The 18,759-nt window shown below is 70.2% G+C and carries 18 protein-coding genes; 9 read left to right on the forward strand and 9 right to left on the reverse strand.

Going from position 1 to position 18,759, the window contains the following annotated elements; translation table 11 throughout:
• Positions 1-122: 122 nt before the first annotated feature.
• Positions 123-1,061 carry a HipA domain-containing protein gene (locus tag Q5716_RS00225; protein WP_305001076.1) on the forward strand — a complete coding sequence of 313 codons (939 nt, stop codon included), beginning with the start codon at positions 123-125 and terminating at the stop codon, positions 1,059-1,061.
• Positions 1,042-1,845, forward strand: coding sequence for a hypothetical protein (locus Q5716_RS00230; protein ID WP_305001077.1), 804 nt, complete (start codon positions 1,042-1,044; stop codon positions 1,843-1,845). Before Q5716_RS00225 ends, Q5716_RS00230 begins: the two co-directional genes overlap by 20 nt.
• 19 nt (positions 1,846-1,864) lie before the next feature.
• Here Q5716_RS00230 and Q5716_RS00235 read toward each other — a convergent pair whose 3' ends face one another.
• Positions 1,865-2,845, reverse strand: a complete 981-nt coding sequence (locus tag Q5716_RS00235) for a LacI family DNA-binding transcriptional regulator (protein WP_305001078.1) — start codon at positions 2,843-2,845, stop codon at positions 1,865-1,867.
• Between the two features lie 19 nt (positions 2,846-2,864).
• Positions 2,865-3,248, reverse strand: coding sequence for a winged helix-turn-helix transcriptional regulator (locus Q5716_RS00240; RefSeq protein WP_305001079.1), 384 nt, complete (start codon positions 3,246-3,248; stop codon positions 2,865-2,867).
• Positions 3,249-3,352: 104 nt separating this feature from the next.
• Between Q5716_RS00240 and Q5716_RS00245 the strand changes: the two genes are divergently transcribed.
• The 4 genes from Q5716_RS00245 to Q5716_RS00260 all read left to right on the forward strand — a co-directional run bounded on the left by Q5716_RS00245 (position 3,353) and on the right by Q5716_RS00260 (position 6,367).
• A complete protein-coding gene (locus tag Q5716_RS00245; RefSeq protein WP_305001080.1) occupies positions 3,353-3,718 on the forward strand; it encodes a DoxX family protein in 366 nt (121 codons plus the stop codon).
• A 265-nt stretch (positions 3,719-3,983) separates the two neighbouring features.
• A complete protein-coding gene (locus Q5716_RS00250) occupies positions 3,984-5,087 on the forward strand; it encodes an acyl-CoA dehydrogenase family protein (protein WP_305001081.1) in 1,104 nt (367 codons plus the stop codon).
• A 33-nt stretch (positions 5,088-5,120) separates the two neighbouring features.
• Positions 5,121-5,465, forward strand: a complete 345-nt coding sequence (locus Q5716_RS00255) for a BlaI/MecI/CopY family transcriptional regulator (RefSeq protein WP_305001082.1) — start codon at positions 5,121-5,123, stop codon at positions 5,463-5,465.
• An 8-nt stretch (positions 5,466-5,473) separates the two neighbouring features.
• Complete coding sequence (locus Q5716_RS00260; RefSeq protein ID WP_305001083.1) at positions 5,474-6,367, forward strand: M56 family metallopeptidase; 894 nt, start codon at positions 5,474-5,476, stop codon at positions 6,365-6,367.
• Positions 6,368-6,371: 4 nt separating this feature from the next.
• Here the strand turns inward: Q5716_RS00260 and Q5716_RS00265 are convergent, their stop codons facing one another.
• Together Q5716_RS00265 and Q5716_RS00270 are read right to left on the reverse strand one after the other, a co-directional pair.
• Complete coding sequence (locus tag Q5716_RS00265) at positions 6,372-8,831, reverse strand: alpha-ketoacid dehydrogenase subunit alpha/beta (RefSeq protein WP_305001084.1); 2,460 nt, start codon at positions 8,829-8,831, stop codon at positions 6,372-6,374.
• Between the two features lie 23 nt (positions 8,832-8,854).
• A complete protein-coding gene (locus tag Q5716_RS00270; RefSeq protein ID WP_305001085.1) occupies positions 8,855-10,072 on the reverse strand; it encodes a dihydrolipoamide acetyltransferase family protein in 1,218 nt (405 codons plus the stop codon).
• Positions 10,073-10,185: 113 nt separating this feature from the next.
• On the opposite strand from Q5716_RS00270, the gene Q5716_RS00275 reads away from it, so the two are divergent.
• Positions 10,186-11,136, forward strand: coding sequence for a sugar-binding transcriptional regulator (locus Q5716_RS00275; protein ID WP_305001086.1), 951 nt, complete (start codon positions 10,186-10,188; stop codon positions 11,134-11,136).
• Positions 11,137-11,152: 16 nt separating this feature from the next.
• Here the strand turns inward: Q5716_RS00275 and xylB are convergent, their stop codons facing one another.
• The 5 genes from xylB to Q5716_RS00300 form a co-directional block, all read right to left on the reverse strand.
• A complete protein-coding gene (gene xylB, locus Q5716_RS00280) occupies positions 11,153-12,619 on the reverse strand; it encodes a xylulokinase (RefSeq protein ID WP_305001087.1) in 1,467 nt (488 codons plus the stop codon).
• Between the two features lie 25 nt (positions 12,620-12,644).
• On the reverse strand, positions 12,645-13,271 hold the full coding sequence (locus Q5716_RS00285) for a KpsF/GutQ family sugar-phosphate isomerase (RefSeq protein ID WP_305001088.1): 627 nt from the start codon (positions 13,269-13,271) through the stop codon (positions 12,645-12,647).
• Positions 13,272-13,285: 14 nt separating this feature from the next.
• A complete protein-coding gene (locus tag Q5716_RS00290) occupies positions 13,286-14,800 on the reverse strand; it encodes a sugar ABC transporter ATP-binding protein (RefSeq protein WP_305001089.1) in 1,515 nt (504 codons plus the stop codon).
• Between the two features lie 20 nt (positions 14,801-14,820).
• The gene (locus Q5716_RS00295; protein ID WP_305001090.1) at positions 14,821-15,816 is read right to left on the reverse strand and encodes a substrate-binding domain-containing protein; all 996 of its coding nucleotides are present in this window, start codon (positions 15,814-15,816) and stop codon (positions 14,821-14,823) included.
• A gap of 61 nt (positions 15,817-15,877) precedes the next feature.
• Positions 15,878-16,870 carry an ABC transporter permease gene (locus tag Q5716_RS00300; protein ID WP_305001091.1) on the reverse strand — a complete coding sequence of 331 codons (993 nt, stop codon included), beginning with the start codon at positions 16,868-16,870 and terminating at the stop codon, positions 15,878-15,880.
• 191 nt (positions 16,871-17,061) lie between these two features.
• On the opposite strand from Q5716_RS00300, the gene Q5716_RS00305 reads away from it, so the two are divergent.
• Both Q5716_RS00305 and Q5716_RS00310 read left to right on the forward strand, forming a co-directional pair.
• A complete protein-coding gene (locus Q5716_RS00305; protein ID WP_305001092.1) occupies positions 17,062-18,018 on the forward strand; it encodes a sugar-binding transcriptional regulator in 957 nt (318 codons plus the stop codon).
• Positions 18,015-18,614, forward strand: coding sequence for a beta/alpha barrel domain-containing protein (locus tag Q5716_RS00310; RefSeq protein ID WP_305001093.1), 600 nt, complete (start codon positions 18,015-18,017; stop codon positions 18,612-18,614). Before Q5716_RS00305 ends, Q5716_RS00310 begins: the two co-directional genes overlap by 4 nt.
• Positions 18,615-18,759 lie beyond the last annotated feature (145 nt).

An 18,759-nucleotide genomic window follows, 5' to 3' on the forward strand; every position in this document is an offset into this window, starting at 1 on the left:
TCCGGCCGGAGTGCCGGGAAAGCGCTTACCAACTTAGGTGACGGGATGCGCTTTCCGCAAGGCAGCCAGCGTGCGAATGATATGCGGGACCACTGTCTTGTATTCGCAGCTAGTGTCGGATAGTGGCCGGTTATGAACGCGTGGACGTTTCAGACTGGAAGTTTGCCGTCGAAGAGACAGCGGGCCGCAGCGAAAAGGTCTGGTTGGTGGATCCCGCGGACTCTGAGGAACCGCGCAATCGATGGCTGTTCAAGCCCGTGACGATACACAAGGACGGTTCGATCCAATGCGGCGATCTTTCGGAGAAGATCGCCGCGGAAGTTGCATCGCTACTGGGAGTTCCTAGCGCCGAGATCCGCCTCGCTAAACGAGCGGGTCGCGACGGCTCACTGTCTCGGAACATACGGCCCCGTGGATATGAACTCCACTCGGGGCACGTGTGGATGTCGGCCAGTCCAGACGTTCCCTATCCCGGCTTGGGCTGGGTGAACAAAGGTCGAGCGGCGGCTGGTTACAGCCTTCGTAACGTCCTCGATTCTCTTAGAGACATCGGCGCGCCCCCTGAGTCTAAGGGCGCTATCCGTGGCGCTCAGGAAACCTTCGTCTCATATCTCGCACTCGACGCGATCATCGCGAATGCAGATCGACACGAGAACAACTGGGGAATTCTGAGACCCATCGTGGGCGACGCGAAAACGCTGCTGGCGCCCGCATACGACAACGAAAACTCCCTCGGGTATCAACTCCCTGATGCCCACAAGACGTTGATCCTAGACGGAGCTAAGAGTGGAGGAGTCGAAGGATGGGCTACTCGTGGTCAGGCTGTTCGGTTTCACCACACTTCGGAGGCCATGCCGGACTTGGTTGCGTTCGCCGCGAACGCCATTAAAGAGGTCGGTACGCAGGACGAGTGGGAACAAAAACTTGGGGACTTCGAGTTCGATCTTGTGGAGGAAATGGTTTCCGCGATACCACAAATGTCCTCCGTGGCGCGTACATTCGCCGTTAAGCTCACCCATACCAACATCGAGAGGCTAAGACATGCCATCCGCGACGCTTGACCGCACTCCTTCAGGGGTTGCCGACGGTCGACAGCGGGAGCTGGTCGTGGCCTGGGGGCACCCAGACACCCGCGCGATTGCGCCAGTCGCGCTGTTGAGTTTCGACGGCGAAAAGTACTCCTTTGCCTATCTTGAATCTGCTGCTTCGGTGGCAGGTTTCAAGCCGCTTCTTGGCTTTCCGGAGTTTGGCGTTCAATACACATCGCGTGCACTATTCCCACTTTTTCAGCAGCGAGTCATGGATCCTAAGCGGCCTGACTTTGAACGCTACGTTTCAGAGTTGGGCCTTAGTGGTGAAACGTCACCGTGGGAGCAGATCTATCGCTCGGGGGGATCGCGAGAAGGCGACACCCTGCAGCTCTTCCCCGTGCCGGAATACGCTGACGGCGCGTGGACAAGCAGGTTTCTCGTCCATGGGATGAGGCATCTTCTCGGCAAAACCGTACCCATAGACGGTGTTCCCAGAGGCGGCTACTCAGTCTCCGAGTTGGAATCCTTGCTCGGTGAATTGGTTGAAGGTGAATCTCTTGAACTTGTTGCGGAGGAAACCAACGAGTACACCGATCGTGCGCTGCTCGTAACAACGCGAGGACGGTATCCGCTTGGCTATGTTCCTGATTTCTTGCTCTTCGGCGTCAAGCCCGCTCATAGTGACGGTCGGGTTCACGTGTTCGTTGAGAGAGTAAATCCACCAGAAGCGGGATGGCACCTGCGGCTCCTAGCGCGGATGACTATCGACGCAGGCCCAAACACCCGGTTCTTTGAATGGCAGAGCAGGAGCTAGACGTTTAGCGAGTACCCAATCAGCGAGCGGGGGTGGATGCCCGCAGCACGACGTCCGCGGAGGGCAGGGATGACTCCTGCCCGAGTGCCAGGCGCACCGATGCGGCCCCGGCCTCCTCGAGGGGAAGGTGCACCGTGGTGAGAGCGGGGGAGACATCCCGAGCCGTCGGGATGTCGTCGTAGCCCGCCACCGCAACGGCGCCCGGCACGTCGACACCCCGGTCGCGGAGGGCCGACATCGCGCCGATCGCCATGACGTCGTTGACGGCGAACACCGCGTCGATGCCGTCGAGGTCGAGGTCGTGCGCCGCCGCATAGCCGGCGTCACGGGAGAACGCGCCGTGAACGATCACCGGCGGAGTCGGCAGTCCGGCCGCGAACGCCGCAGCGCGGTCGCGAGCCGTGACGAGGTCGGCCGGCCCCGCGAGCACGGCGAAACGCCGGTACCCGAGCTCGACGAGCGACCGGGCGAGAGCGGTAGCACCCGCGTTGTCGATCGCGACGGTCGCGAACGGGAGATCCTCCTGGCCGATCACGACGACCCGACCGCCTGCCGACTCGAACGCCTCGAGCTCGCCGACGAGGGTCGCCCGCGACGGCTCGTCGGCGAATCGGGAGCCCGCGAGCACGAGGATGCGGGGGCGCTGGCCGCGGAGCATCCTCACCAGCTCGATCTCCCGCTGGGCGTCCCGCTCGGTGACGGCCATCGTGACGACGAGCCCCTCGCTCTCCGCCGCGCGGATCACTCCCGCGGCGATCGTCGAGAAGTAGGGGTCGGCGATGTCGCTCACAAGGAGGGCGACCGTCGAGGTTCCGCCGCGCGCGACAGCCTGCGCCGAGGCATTGACGGTGTAGCCGAGCTTCGCGGCGGCGGCGAGCACGCGCTCGCGGTACTCGTCCTTGACGCGTCGCTCGCTGCCGTTCAGGCTGCGGGATGCCGTCGCCAACGACACCCCGGCCTCCCGGGCCACGTCATACAGCGTCGGATTGCCTGCGGCCACGCGCCCACCCTAGCGGCAGCTAGCCCGCCTCCTCCGCGAAGTGCTCGGCGTCGTAGCGGTCGCGGTTCGCGGTGATGTCGCGCTCGTGGGCGAACGCCCAGGTCGCGAGGGCGATCACGGGCGGCACGATCGTCTCGCCGAGCTCGGTGAGCGCGTACTCGACGCGCGGCGGCACCTCGCCGTAGATGGTGCGCGAGACGAGTCCGTCGCGCTCGAGCTGGCGCAGGGTGAGCGTGAGCATGCGCTGGGAGATGCCGGGGATGCTGTGCCTCAAGGCCGTGAAGCGCTGGGGGCCGGCATCCAGCGTCCTGATCACGATGAGCGACCACTTGTCGCCGATCCGGTTGAAGACCTCCCGGACGATCTCGATGCCGCCCGAGGGGCAGTCCGCGTCGGTGATCATGGTGCCTCCCGGTTACTCCCGTGTGCCTCGGGAACACTGCAGTGCCCCGCGACGATCGAGTACAAAGGTTACCAAACGTGCCTTAGTTCTCGAAAGGAACCACTATGACCATCGCCGTGTGGATCGTCTCCGGCATCACCGCCCTGCTCTTCGTCTTCGCGGGGGGCGTTAAGCTCCTCCGCTCGCGGGAGGACCTCAAGGCCCAGATGGCCTGGGTCGACGACTTCAGCCCGTGGCAGGTCAAGGCGATCGGCGCGCTCGAGGTGCTCGGCGCGATCGGGCTCATCCTTCCGGTGCTCACGGGCATCGCCCCGGTTCTGACGCCGATCGCCGCCGTCGGCCTCGCCGTGCTGCAGCTCGTCGCCGCCGTCGTGCACGCGCGCCGCAAGGAGCCGCAGATGATCGGCATCAACCTCGTGCTGGCTGCCCTCGCGGCCTTCGTGGCGGTAACCCGCTTCCTGGGTTACTGATACCCGTCCCGCCTCGCGCGCCGCACTCACGCATCCCCCACACCAACCCCTACCTGTCTTTCTCTTTCCGAAACGACGGAGATCGGCGGCCCGACGGCCGTGAGATGCGGCGGAGGTCATGCGCCCCGCCCAATCTCCGTCGTTTCGGAAAGGGGAACTCCGGAAAGGGGAACTCCGGAAAGGGGAACTTCGGAGAGGGGAACTCCGGAAAGGGGAACTTCGGAGAGGGAGGCTTCGGAGAGGGAGCGGGCGTACCGTTGCATCCATGACCGTGCTCACGCCCGAACTGCTGGCGCGCATCCGCTCCCGCGCCGCCGGATACGACCGCGACAACGCCTTCTTCACCGAAGACCTGGACGAGCTCCGGGATGCCGGCTACCTGAAGCCGCGCAGCCTGCTCGAGACGGCGCGCGACCAGCGCCTGCTCGCGGCCTACGCCCCCGCCACGGCCCTCGCGATCAACATGCACCTCGTGTGGGTGGGGGTCGCGCGGGTGCTCGCGGACCGGGGGGACGACTCGCTGCAGTGGCTGCTGGATGAGGCATCCGCCGGGGAGCTCTTCGCGTTCGGCAACAGCGAGCAGGGCAACGACCTCGTGCTGTGGGACTCGCTCACCACGGTCGACACCGTCGATGGCGGTTACGCGTTCACGGGGACGAAGATCTTCACGTCGCTGTCCCCGGCGTGGACGCGGCTCGGCATCTTCGGCAAGCACCGCGGCCCGGACGGCGACCGACTCATCCACGGCTTCATCACGCGCGAGACGCCGGGATGGCACGCCAACGACGACTGGGACACCCTCGGCATGCGCGCCACCCAGTCCACCTCGACCGTGCTCGAGGGCGCCGTCGTGCCGCTCGACCGGGTCGCCCGCATCCTGCCCGTCGGACCGAATGCCGACCCGTTTATCTTCGGCATCTTCTCGAACTTCCTGCTCCTCGTCGGCAGCGTCTACGCCGGCATCGCCGACCGCGCTCTCGAGCTCGCGGTGGAGGCGGTGAAGAAGCGCTCGAGCCTCAAGACGGGGCTCACCTACGACAAGGACCCGGACTTCCGCTGGCGGATCGCGGATGCCGCGCTCGCGCTCGACGCCCTCGCGCCGCAGCTCGAGTCGCTCGCCCGCGACGTGGACGAGCTCGCCGATCACGGAGCATCCTGGTTCCGCTACTTGACGGGGGCGAAGCACCGTGCCACCGAGACCGCGCGCTACGTCGTCGACCAGGCGATGCGCTCGGCGGGCGGAGGCGGGTACCGCAACGCGGCCGAGCTGTCGCGGCTGCAGCGCGATGTGCTCGCCGGCATCTACCACCCGAGCGACACCGAGTCGGTGCACTCGACGGTCGCGGCGAACCTCCTCGGCGCGCTGTAACAGGGTGCTTCTACACGCGGTAGAATTACCTCCATGGCAACCCTCGGCGACCTCGAACGCTCCGTGATGGAGCTGCTCTGGGCGAGCGCCACGCCGCTGTCCGCGTACGACATCCAGGAGTCGCTCGGCGGCGATCGGGCGGCGACGACCGTGCTCACCGTGCTCTCGCGCCTCGAGAAGAAGGGCTTCGTCGCCCGCGAGCGCACCGCGCGCCCGCACCGCTACCGCGCCGTCGCGAGCCGCGAGGACCACATGGCCGACCTCATGCACGAGGTGCTCGGCTCATCCTCCGACCGCGTCGCCGTGCTCGAGCGGTTCGTCGGCCAGGTCAGCTCGGACGACGCCGAGGCTCTTCGCCGCCTGCTCGCCGGACGCTAGCGGCCAGGATGCTCGCGCCCCTCCTCCTCGGCGCGCTCGCCGTGCTGCTCGCGTGGCCCGTGCCCCTGCTCCTCGCCGGCGCGCGCTGGACCCGACGCAGCCCTGCCGCGGCCCTCGTGCTGTGGCAGTCGATCGCGATCGCGGGCGGGCTGTCGATGATCGGGGCACTTTTGACGTTCGGGTTGCAGCCCTACGGGGATCACCTCGTGGCGGGCATCCTGGGCCTGGTCCGTGGGGAGGGCGAGGCTGATTTCTGGCACGTCTTCGCGCTCGCCGGTGCGGTGCTGCTCACGGGTCACCTGCTGCTCAACCTCGTGCTCACGGTCGTGACCGCCGAGCGCGATCGCCGCCGGCACGCGCAGCTGCTCATGCTGCTGAGCACCCCGGGCGCCGACGGGTCTCGTGTGCTCGACAGTCCGGCCCCGGTCGCGTACTGCCTGCCGGGTGCGCTCAGCTCGGTCACGGTCGTGTCTGCGGGCCTCATCGACCTCCTGGACGAGCCCGGGATGCTCGCCGTGATCGAGCACGAGAAGGCGCACGTGAGGCAGCGCCACGACGTCGTGCTCGTGGCGTTCCGGGCGTGGTACATGTCGCTGCCGTGGTTCCCGATCGCGTACCGCGCGCAGCACGAGGTGGGCCTCCTCGTCGAGCTCCTCGCGGACGACCACGCGCGGCGGGCGGTCGACGACTCGGTGCTCGCCCAGACGATCACGCGCGTGGGAGAAGGGCACGGAGCATCCGATGCCCTGGCCACCCGGGTCGAGCGCCTCGGCCCGGATGCCCGCCCCCTGCCTCACCCCGTCGAGGCCCTCGTCGTGGCTGCGGCGGTGTCCCTGCTCGCCGTCCCGACGCTGCTGCTGCTCGCCCCCGCGGTCGCGGACCTCGCGGCGCTGGCCGCCTGAGTCACTACAGCCCCAGCCGAGCCTCCTCGAGGGTGCCCTCGGCGCCGGGTCCCTCCTGCACGGTGTGGCCCGGTAGGGGCAGCATCCGCGTGTGGATCGCGTCGAGGATGTCGGCCGCGGTGACGAAGTACTCCCACTCGAGCTCCGCCGGCGGGGCGATCCAGTTGCGGGCTCCGAGAGCGACGACCGGGGCATCCAGGTCGTCGAAGGCCTCGAGCTGCACGCGCGACGCGACGGTCTGCGCCCAGCTGCCGCGCAGGCACGCGTCCGACGCGATGAGGAGCCGACCCGTCTTGGCCACGGAGGCCAGCACCGCGTCGTAGTCGAACGGCACGAGCGTCCGGGCGTCGATGACTTCCGCCGACACTCCGAGCTCGTCGAGCGAGCGGGCGGCATCGAGCGCGCGGTAGAGGGTCGCGCCGACGGTGAGGATCGTGACATCCGTACCCTCGCGCACGACGGCCGGCTGACCGATCGGCGTGCGGTAGTACTCGGCGGGTACCCCGTCGGCGTGCACCGTCTCGACGATGTCGTAGAGGCGCTGGCTCTCGAAGAACACCACGGGGTCATCGCTCGCGAGCGCGCTCGCCATGAGCCCCTTCGCATCGCGCGGCGTCGCGGGGAACACCACGGTGAGGCCCGGGATGCCCGCCACCATGCTGCTCCAGTCCTGCGAGTGCTGGGCCCCGTACTTGCTGCCGACCGACACCCTCAGCACGGCCGGGGTGCGGACGAGCCCGCCGGACATCGCCGGCCACTTCGCGAGCTGGTTGAAGATCTCGTCGCCGGCGCGGCCGATGAAGTCGGCGTACATGAGCTCGACGACGGGGCGTCCGCCGGCGAGCGAGAATCCGACGGCGGTGCCGACGATCGCGGCCTCCGAGATGGGGGAGTTGAAGAGGCGGTGGCGCGGCAGGAGCTCGGTCATCCCGCGGTACACGCCGAACGCGCCATCCCAGTCGCGGTTCTCCTCGCCCCAGAAGGCGACGCGGTCGTCGGCGACGGCGTGAGCGGCGAGCGACTCGAAGAGCGCGTCGCGGAACGTCACCGCCTTCGCGCCGGACAGGGTCGCGCCGTCAACCACTCCGGTGCGCGACTTGCGCGCCAGCGCCGTTGCGCGGGAGGTCTCCTCGAGGGGGACGATCGTGTCGCCCGGCTGCGCGTCGGCGAGGTCGATGGCGGTGCCCGCGAAGGTGATGCCCGCCATCACGCCGGGGTCGGCGCGCAGCGAGAGGCGGGGCGACGCGGCGGGGTCGATCGCAGCGCGGAGGGCCGCCGTCACGAGCGCTTCCGCCTCGGCCTTGTGCTCGTCCTGCAGCGACCGCGGGGCCAGCGAGCCGAGGTGCTCGTAGTACGACGCGATCGGGTCGACCGAGCTCCACAGCTCCATCTCCTCGGCGGTGCGGTACGAGGATGCATCGCTCGGCGAGTGACCCGACTGCCGGTAGGTCTGCACGTCGAGCAGCATCGGCCCGTCCCCGCGCTCCAGGATGCCCCGGGCCGTCGCCATGGCGTCGGCGACGGCGAGCGGGTTCGTGCCGTCCACGGTCTGCGCGTGCAAGTTGTCGGCGTTGACTCCCGCGCCGATCCGGGCGAGCCGATCGAACGCCATCGTCTCGCCGATGGTCTGCCCGCCCATCCCGTAGAAGTTGTTGACGACGAAGAAGACGATCGGCAGGCCGCCGCGGTGCTCCTCGTCCATGAGGGTCGTCAGCTGTGCCATCGAGGCGAAGTTGAGCGACTCCCAGACGGGGCCGGTGCCGGTCGCGGCATCCCCGAAGCTCGCGACGACGATGCCGGGCTGCCGCCGCAGCCGGTTGCTGAGCGCAGCGCCGGTCGCCATGGGCGCCGACCCACCGACGATCGCGTTGTTGGGGTAGATGCCGAGCGGCGGGAAGAACGCGTGCATGCTGCCGCCGAGCCCGCGGTTGAAGCCCGTCGAGCGGCCGAACGTCTCCGCCGCCATGCCGTAGAAGAGGAAGGACTCGGCGCGGGCGCGGTCGTCGCCGCCCGGCATGAGCCGCTCGCTGACCGCCCAACTCGAGCCGCAGTTCCAGGAGCGCATGCTGTCGAGGATGGCCGCCGTGTCCCCGGTGCGGATGGCCGACAGCCCCTTCGCGATGACTTCGCCGTGGCTGCGGTGGCTCCCGAAGACGCGGTCGTCGACGCCGAGCCCGAATGCCTGGCCGACGGCTGCCGCCTCCTGGCCTATCGACAGGTGCGCGGGTCCGGCGTGCACGTACTCGACGCCGCGGTAGGCGCCGGTCTTCTTGATCGAGTCGAGCATGAGCTCGAACTCGCGCACGAGCACCATGTCGCGGGCGGCGGCGACGAGGGCGTCCGCGCCGAAGCGCTTCTTCTCCTGCGCGAGCGTCGCCGAGTAGGCGTTGACGGGGATGGGGGAGAACTCGAGCGACCCGCTGCGGCGGACCACCGCGGGGTCGATGAACAGATCCTTGGTCATGGGGTTCCTTGAGCGCTGGGGGCCTAGAGGGCGGCGATGATGTCGAGGTTCTCGATGGCGTCGGCGACGTCCGCGAGCACGGCCCCCGCTGCGGCGCCGTCGATCGCGCGGTGGTCGAACGTGAGCGAGAGGGGCATCAGGTCGGCGCCCGCGGGGCTCGACGGCAGGGCTCGGCCGACACCGAGGATGCACACTTGCGGAGGGTTCACGACAGGGGTGAACCAATGCACTCCGGCACCCCCGAGGTTCGAGACCGTGACCGTGCCGCCGGCCATCTCGTCGGGGGTCAGTGCGCCCGAGCGGGCCCGCTCGACGGCGGTCGCGGTCGCGCGAGCGAGGTCGACGAGACCGAGGGAGGCGGCGTCGCGGACGACCGGCACGAGTAGCGCCCGGCCGGTGTCGACGGCGACACCGAGGTCGACGCGGGAGTACTGCCGGATCTCGTCCCAGCTGAACGTCGCATTCGCTTCGGGGTGCTGCGCGAACGTGCGAGCCGTGGCGAAGAGCACCAGGTCGTTCACCGTGAATCGTGGCAAGTCCCGGCGCTCCGCCTGCTCGCGGAGCCGCCCGAGGTAGCCGAGCAGGGTGCTCGCGTCCGCGTAGCGGGTAAGGGTGACCTGGGCCATCTCGGCGAGCGCGGCGTGCATGCGCTGGGCCGTCACCTTGCGCGCGCCGCGGACCGGGATGCTCGTGAAGGGGCTCTGCTCGGCGGGGGCCGAGGGGGCGGGAGTGCTCCCTTCGCGAGCCTCAGGGAGCGGGGTCGCGGTGCGCTTCGCGGCGAGCACGTCGAGGGCGAGGATGCGGCCTCCCGGGCCGGTACCCGTCACGGTGGAGAGGTCCACGCCGTTGCGCTCGGCGACGATCGCGGCGCGGGGCGAGGCGTGGCCGCGGGATGCTCGGGGCGCGGGACCTGCGGGGGTGCTCCCTTCGAGTCCCTCGGGAAGCGCGGTCGCCTCGGGAAGCGGGGTCGCCTCGGGAAGCGGGGCCGGCGGCGTCGCCTCGCCCGCCGCGCCGACGACGGCGATCGTGGCGTGCTCGGCGACGTCGTCGCCGGGCTGGGCGGTGATGGCGAGCACGGTGCCGCTCGCGGGAGCCGGGACATCCACCGTCGCTTTCGCCGTCTCGAGAACGACAAGGGTGTCGCCCTCGGTGACGGCGTCCCCGACCGAGACGAGCCATTCGAGAACGACGGCGTCCTCCCCGGAGTTGCCGGTGGTCGGCACTCTCACGTCCGTGGCCATGATCTCCTCCTTCGCGCTCATTCGAGCGTACTATGCTCGAACGAGCGCATCCTCACGCTACGCGGGAGCGCCGATCGCGTCAAGCTAGACTCGCCCCGACCGACAGGAGACCCGTGGCGCCCCTCGACCCCGCCCCGCGCACACCCGCCTGGGAGAGCGCGATCGTCGCGCGCCGGTACTACCTCGAGGGCAAGCAGAAGAACGAGATCGCCGACGAGCTCGGCATCTCCCGGTTCAAGGTCGCGCGCCTTCTCGACGATGCCCTCGCCCAGGGCGTCGTGCGCATCGACGTCGCCCTCCCCGACGGGCTCGACGTCGAGCTCGGGGACGCCCTCGCCGCGCGGTTCGGCATCCGTCGCGGCCACGTCGCGCTCGCGCAGGAGGGGGTGCCGACCACCGACCTGCTCGGGTCCGCCGCCGCCCGGCTCCTCACCGCGCGGCTGACGCGCGACGACGTGCTCGGCATCAGCTGGGGCTCCACCCTCACCGCCGTCGTCGACGCCGTGGACGAGCTCGCCGTGGGTGAAGTCGTCCAGCTCGTCGGCGGCGTCGCGAGCGCCGGCCTCGAGGTCAACGGCGTCGAGCTGCTTCGCCGAATCGCACGATCGGGCGGCGCGACGGTCAGGCCGCTCCACGCGCCGTTCCTCGTCGGCTCGGCCGACACGGCGCGACTCCTGCGCGACGACCCCAGCCTCGCCCCCACCATCGAGCGGTTCTCGGCGGTCACTGTCGCCCTCCTCGGCATCGGGTCGCTCTCCACCGGTCGCTCCGCGCTGTGGACCGAGCTGGATGCCCCGGCTCGCGCCGAGCTCACGCGACTCGGAGCGGTGGCCGACCTCGGCGGGAGCATCCTCGCCGCCGACGGGTCGATCGTCACCGCGGACGCCCTCGACCGGGTCATCGCGATCGACGCCGAACGGCTCGCCGCCGTCGGGGAGGTCATCGCGGTCGCGGGAGGAGAGGGCAAGTCCGACGCGATCGCCGCCGCGCTGCGATCGGGCCTCGTGGACACCCTCGTCACGGACTCCGCGACCGCCCGCGAACTGCTCGCCGACCCGGCCTAGCCGGCCCGGCGCGGTCCTAGCGGTCGAGCCCCGTCCACGACGAGAGAGTCTCGTAGCGCTCGCGCGCCGCGGCTGCCCAGCCCGAGCCGCGCGGGGCATCCCGCTCCACGACCGGCGGCGCCCACGCGTCGCGCACGGCAGCCACCGATCCGCCCTCGAGCACGGCGGCGGCCTGGATCGCCGCTCCGCGCGCCGTCGCCTCGGGCACGTCGCGGATCACGACCTCGGAGCCGAGGACGTCGGCGAGCAGCTGCCGATAGGCAGGTGACTTCGCGCCGCCGCCCATCACGAGCACCTCCCCATCGGCCCCGGCCCCCGCCGCGCGGATGCGCTCGTGACCGCGCACGAGGCCGAACAGCACGCCCTCGAATGCCGCCGCGGCGAGCTCCTCGCGAGTCGTCTCGTTCGAGAGCCCGCCGAGGATGCCCACGCCGCCGGGTCGATTCGGCGAGCGCTCGCCGTCGAAGTACGCCGACAGCACTGGTCGGCCGGGCCGGTCGGGCGCGGCGAGGGCGAGCGCGGCGAGCTCGTCGAGGCCGACACCGAGGAGCCGGGCGACCGTGTCGGTGACCTTCGTCGCGTTGAGGGTGCAGACGAGCGGGAGATAGCCACCGGTCACGTTCGAGACCCCGTTGACGTCTCCGGAATCGTCGAAGACGGGGTCGGGAGTGGGCGTCAGCACGACGCCCGAGGTTCCGAGGCTGTAGGCGACCTCGCCGTCGCGCATCCCCAGGCCCGCCGCTCCAGCATGCTGATCGCCCGCTCCCGGGCCGATCACGACGTCGTCGCGCACACCGAGTTCGGCTGCCGCCGCGGGGGAGATGGGACCCGCCGCCTCGTCCGGCCCGAGCACGGTCGGCACCACTGCGGCCCAGTCGACTCGGTCGGAGACGAAGCGATCGAGGAGGTCGGTGCGCCAGCGCGACTCGTGGCTCGCGTAGTAGCCCGTGCCCGAGGCATCCGAACGGTCCGTCACGTGACGGCCCGACAGCCGCCACGTCAGGTAGTCGTGCGGAACCATGACGCGAGCGAGCCGGTCGAGCAGCTGCGGCTCGTGCTCCTGAACCCACGCGAGCTTCGTGATCGTGAATGCCGCGAGCGGCACCGAGCCGACCGCGCGCGTCCACGCCGCGGTGCCGAGCTCGGCGATGAGTAGGTCGGACTGGGGAGCGGACGTCGTGTCGTTCCACAGCTTGACAGGACGCAGGGGATGACCCGAGCCGTCGAGCATCACGAGGCCGTGGCACTGGGCGGCGACGCTGATCGCGTCGACCTCGCGCGCGTCGAGGGAGGCGTCGCGCAGCGCCGCGCCGAACGCCGAGCGCAGGGCATCCCACCAGCTCTCCGCGTCCTGCTCCGACACCGGCGGAGTGGTGCGGGGATGCGGGGCGCGGCCCGACCCGAGCAGGGCGCCGCTGTCCGCATCGCGGAGCTCGACCGTGCAGGACTGGGTGGAACTGTCGACGCCAGCGACGACGGCCATCGGGTACTCCTCTATATGCGGCGGTCTAGAGCGTCGGCAGCGACGTCGGAAGCTCGGTGATCTTGCCGACCGCTCCCGCCGGGTGCGTCTCGAGCACCTGGTCCCAACCGTAGTTCTTGCGCCGCATGAGCACGTAGGCGAGCGCGTCGCCCCACACCGCGGTGACGAGCGTCGACCCCATCGCGATGACGCCGCCGGGATCGCCCCCGCCCTCCGTCGTGAGCACGACCGTGAGGTCCGCGCCGCCGCCGAACGTCGAGGCCGGCTCGGCGGTGAGGGCGATGACGGGCATCCCGCGCTTCTGCGCGAGCACCATGAGGTCGTTGATCTCCGCGGTCTCCCCGCCGCGGGAGATGCCGATGAGCACGTCGTTGCCGGCGAAGGCGCCCATCGTGCCGTGGAGGGCATCCATGGGATGCACGAACACCGACGGCGTGCCGCTCACGGAGAGCAGATGCGCCATCCGCCGCGCGATCGCCCCCGAGGTTCCGGAGCCGACGACGAAGACCTTGCCGGTGCACGCCTCGAGCAGCTCGACCGCGCGGTCGAACGTCTCGTCGAGCTGGTCGGCGACGGCGAGCACCCCGGCGGCCTCGCGGCGGACGGCCTCGCGGGCGGCTTCGAGGGTCGACGGCGAGTCGCTCTCCGGCATGGGTGTTCCTTTCATCAGGCGGCGCTCCACGCGAGGGTGCGCAGGTCGTTGGGGGTGACGTCCGAGGCGTCGAGGACGTCGGGGGAGGTGGAGCCGTGGGCGAAGATCACGATGTCGTCGGCGATCTCGCAGATCTCGTCCTCTTCGCTGGACACGACGATGACGGTGAGTCCCTCGTCGTGGGCGAGGCTCACGATCATCCGGTGGATCTGCGCCTTCACGCCGAGGTCGACGCCCTTCGTCGGCTCGTCGAGCAGCAGGATGCGGGGCTTCTGCGCGAGCGCGCGGGCGAGCAGCACCTTCTGCTGGTTGCCGCCCGACAAGCGGACGACGGGGCCGAGGCGGTCGCCGAGGACGGAGAGCTGGTCCATCCGCTCGACGGCCTCCTGACGCAGTCGTGCCCGCTGGAGGAAGCCCGCGCGAGTGAACCGTCCGACGACGGGGAGGGTGACGTTCGCCCCCGCGTCGAGGAGCGGCACGATCCCGTCCGTCTTGCGCTCCTCCGTGACGTAGACGATGCCCTGGGCGGCGGCGTGCGCGGGCGTGCGCGGCCGGAAGGCGGCGCCGCCGAGCTCGATCGAGCCGTCCAGCACCGGGTCGAGGCCGATCAGTGTGCGGAGGAACTCCGTGCGCCCCGAGCCCACGAGGCCGTAGAGGCCGAGGACGCGGCCGGCGCGCGCGTCGAGGGAAACGGATCGGAGAGCCCTCGTGCGAACGCCGACCGCGCGCAGTGCCGGCGCCGACTCGTCGGAGGCGGGAGGCGCGATTCGCTCGCGCGCCGGGGTGTGCTCCATCGCGTGGCCGGCGATCGCCTGGATGACGTCGTCGCGGCTCACCTCCGAGACGGCGGCGTCGATGCGGATGCGCCCGTCGACGAGAGCGACGATGCGGGATGCCACGGCGTAGAGCTCCTCGAGCTTGTGGTCGACGAGGACGATGCCGAAGCCCTGGGCGGCGAGCTCGCGAACCGTGCCGAGGAACCGCTCGACCTGGGCGCCCTCGAGGCTCGTGGTCGGCTCGTCGAGGAGGAGGAATCGGGCGCCGCGCCGGGTCGCGATGGCGACCTCCAGCAACTGGCGCGTGGCGACCGGGTAGTCGCGGACCTTGCGGTCGGGGTCCACGTCGAGGCCGAACGACTCGGTCAGCTCGCGGGTCTCCCGTCGCATGCGCGCCCGGTCGAGGATGCCGCCCTTGCGCAACTCGACGCCGAGGAAGGCGTTCTGCGCGACGGTGAGATTGGGCAGGAGCGAGAGCTCCTGGTACACGGTGGCGATGCCCGCCTCGTGCGCGTCGGCCGGGGAGGAGAACGACTGCTCCTCCCCGCCGACGAGGAGCTGACCGGCATCCTGCCGATGCGCTCCCGAGATGATCCGGAGAAGAGTGGACTTGCCCGCGCCGTTATGGCCGACGAGCCCCACCACCTCCCCGGGGCGGACGGCGACGGAGACCCCGCGCAGCACCGGGACGCCCGAGAAGCGCTTCTCGATGTCGCGCACCTCCAGTGCGCCCGAGTTCATGGCGGAATCCACCGTCGCCGTCCTCTCCATGGTTAGCCGACCTCGCCCGGGGCGGGGGTCTCGCCGGTCACGAAGAGCTTGAGGGGGAGGAGGACCTCCGCCTCGGGGGTGGCGCCGCCGAGCCATCCGGCGATCTCCTCGATCACCAGCTGGCCGTAGCGACCCGGCTCCTGCGCGACGCAACCCTTGTAGTTGCCCTGCAGCGGCTCCTCGGAGGCGCAGAAGCCGTACACCGACACGTTCGTGTTGCCGGCGAGCGCCTGGAGCGCGCCGTAGGTGGCCGGCCCGGTGCTCGCGAAGATCACGTTGATGTCGGGGTTGCCGGACAGGAGCTCCGTCGTGGCGGCGAGGCTGTCGTCGGGCTTGACGTTGCCGTCGACCTTCGCGACGACCGTCGCGTTGGCGTCGGAGGCGACGGTCTCCTCGAAGCCCTGGTCGCGCACGCGCGTCGGGACCTCGTCGGGCTCCGTCACGAAGCCGATCTTCAGGTCGGCGTCGGCGCCGAGGTCCGCGAGGACCTGCTCGGCCATCTGCGCGCCACCGGCGTAGTTGTCGGCACCGAGGTACTGCACGATGCTCGCGCCCTGCGCCTCGAGGGCGTCCGGGTCGACGGTGACGTTGACCGTGAACACGGGCACGCCCGCGTCGTTGGCCGCCTTGACGATGGCCGCGGCCGGCTCCGACTTGACGCCGTTGAGCGCGAGCGCGCACGGCTTCTTCTGGAGCATGGCCTGCACCTGCGAGAGCTGCGCGGCGTCGTCGTCGTTGGCGATCTGCACCTCGACCTCGAAGCCGTTGTCGGCGCCCGCGGTCTCGAAGCCCTCCTTCATGGCGACGTAGTACGGGTTGGTCAGGTTCGGCAGCGCGACCGCGATGTAGGGCGTGTCGCTGTCGCACGCGGCCGGGCGGGGGATGCCGCCGTCGGCCGTGCCGGTGTCGGTGCCGGTGCCGGTGTCGACCGCGCCGCAGGCCGACAGGCCGAGGGCGAGGGCCGCAGCCGCGCCGGCGATGAGCATGCCTCTTCGCATGGTGTATTCCTCCTGGTGTTTCCTTGGTGTGGTGCTCGCGCGGCGGGTGCCGCGACGGGGGTCAGGCCTGGTCCGCGGGTGCGGCCTGCCTGCGCTTGACGAGCCGGGAGAGGAGCTCCCCCAGCGGGACGCGGCGGCGGTAGGTGTCGATGATGATGCCGCCGAGGATGATGACGCCGATGACGAGGGGCTGCCAGTAGCTCTGCACGCCGACCACGTTCATGCCGTTGGAGACCGTGGCGATGAGCACGGCGCCGAGGAGGGCGCCGGGGATGGACCCGATGCCGCCGAACAGGCTCACCCCGCCGACGACCGCTGCCGCGATCGAGTAGAACAGCTCGTTCCCGGAGCCCGCGCTCGGGTAGCCGACCATGAGCCGGCTCGTGACGATGAGGCCGCCGAACGCCGCGCACATCCCGCTGATCGCGTAGACGAGCACGATCGTGCGCCCGATCGGGATGCCCGCGAGCCGGCTCGTCTCCTGGTTGCCGCCGACGGCGTAGATGTGGACGCCCGTGGGGGTCAGCCGCAGCACGATGGTGAAGACGATCGCGGCGACGGCGACGAGGAGCACGGGCATCGGGATCCCGAAGATCGAGCCGCGCCCGATGATCGCGAAGAACGGGTCCTTCACCGACACGGAGCTCGCGCCGGTGAGGATGAGCGGGATGCTCGCCGCGACGCCGAACGTCGCGAACGTCACGATGAACGGCGGGAGCTTGAGGAAGTGCACGAGCGAGCCGTTGACGGTGCCGACGAGGATGCCGACCGCGATCGCGGCGAGGGCGGCGAGCCACCAGGGCGCCCCGACCGACATCGTGAGGGCCGCGATCATGCCGGTGAGTGCCACGTTCGATCCGGTCGAGAGGTCGATGCCGCCGGTGAGGAGCACGAACGTCTGGCCGAGCGCGAGGAAGGCGATGACGGCTCCGTTGAGCAGCAGGATCTGTGCGTTCTCGAGCGTGCGGAACGTCGGGGAGATGGCGCTCAGCACCAGTGCGACGATCACGACGACCGCAGCGATTCCCAGTTCCTCGGGTGTGCGCCTGCGCATACTCGGCTGCCTCCTTGCAGTGGTTCGGGGTCGGCTCACCGTCTCCGGCGGAGAACTTGTGTGCCGCTCATATGAGCGCGTATGCTGCTCATACGATCAGATACTAGATCGAATCATCCGCGACGCGCAACACCGTCGTGGTTCGGTACGATCGGGCGCGGGCCGGTGGGGCCCCGCGGAGAGGAACGACGATGGCGACGGAACCGGCGCTCAGTGTGGCCGAGCGGTCGGCGCTCGTCGCCGTCGCGCGCCGCTTCTACCTCGAGGATCGCAGCAAGGTCGAGATCGCCGACGAGTTCGGCTACTCCCGCTTCAAGGTCGCCCGGATGCTCGAGCAGGCCCGTGCTCTCGGCGTCGTCACCATCACGCTCCACGACCAGGGCACGGTCATCCCGGAGCTCGCCCAGCGGCTCGTCGACGAGCTCGGACTCGCGGAGGCCGTCGTCGTCGAGAGCGACGGCAGCGAGGTCGTGGCCCGACAGCACGTCGCGGAGGCGGCGGCGGACGTCCTCAGCCGCACCCTGCGCGATGGCGAGGTGCTCGGCATGAGCTGGGGTCGCACGCTCAGCGCGATGACCGAGGCGCTGCCCTCCCTGCCGAGCGTGTCCGTCGTCCAGCTCACCGGCACGGTCGGCTCGAACTTCGAGCAGTCGCCGGTCGAGATCGTGCGCAAGGTCGCCCTCACCTCCGGTGGGTCGGCCTATCCGATCTTCGCGCCCATGGTCGTCGACAACGCGGCGACCGCGGCGGCCCTGCGTCAACAGCCCGACGTCGCCCAGGCCATCCGGATGTTCGGCGACGTGACGACCGCCGTGCTCGCGCTCGGCTCGTGGGACCCGGTGGAGTCGCAGCTCGCCGAGGCTATCCCGGATGCCCAGCGCGCCGACCTCCTCGGCCGGGGTGTCGTCGCCGAGGTCGCGGCGACCCTCATCGCGAGCGACGGATCGCTCGTCGCCCCCGACTTCGCCGACCAGTGCATCGCGATCGGGGCCGAGCAGATCCGAGCCATCCCGCGCGTCCTGCTCGTCGCGGCGGGCGAGCGCAAGGCGTCCGCGGCTCGAGCCGTGCTGCGGGCCGGCATGCTCAGCGGCATCGTGACCGACCGGGTACTCGCCGAGGCGCTCCTCGACGACTCGATCGACGGATGATCGCCCCCCGCGTCAGCGCGTCGCTCTGGTCTGTCGCCCCCGAGTATCTCGAGCACGAGGCCCGTCGTCTGGCTGCCGCGGGGCTCGAGTCGTGGCACTGGGATCGGGCGGACGGGTCTCTCGGCCCCGCTGGCGGGTTCTCCGCTGCGCAAGCCCGGGCTCTCGCGGAGCTCACGGGCCTCGAGTCAGAGGCCCACCTCATGCTGCTCGACCCGCTCTCTGAGCTCGACGAGTGGCTCGACTTCTGTTCGATCGTCGTCGTCCACGCGGCGTCGCCGGTCGCCGCGGAAGCCCTCGAGCGAGTCGCTGCCGCGGGGGTGCGGGGAGCCCTCGCCTTCTCGCCGCGCGATCCGCTCGGGATGCATTCCGCCGACGGCATAGACGCGCTCGTGATGTCGGTGGAGCCGGGCCACGGGGGTTCGGCGTTCCTCCCGGGCGCGCTCGACCGAGTGCGCGAGCTCTCGACGCGCCACGACGCGGTCGGCGTCGATGGCGGCGTCACCGCGGAGCGGGCTCGGGATGCCCGGGCTGCCGGGGCATCCTGGATCGTCTCGGGCACGGCGCTCCTCGCCGACCCGACCGCATTCCTCTCGTAGTACCGTCCCGCTCCGGTCGGCGGGCGTGCGGCGCTGCAGCGCGGACCCAGTTGACAGCATCCTGCGCACGTCCTAGTGTTCTTACTTGTATACAGATACGGATACAGGGTCAGCGGTGACCGGGACGGGCTCCGCACGGCCTCCC

The sequence above is a fragment of the Antiquaquibacter soli genome, assembly GCF_030580675.1.
Lineage (GTDB): Bacteria > Actinomycetota > Actinomycetes > Actinomycetales > Microbacteriaceae > Rhodoglobus > Rhodoglobus soli.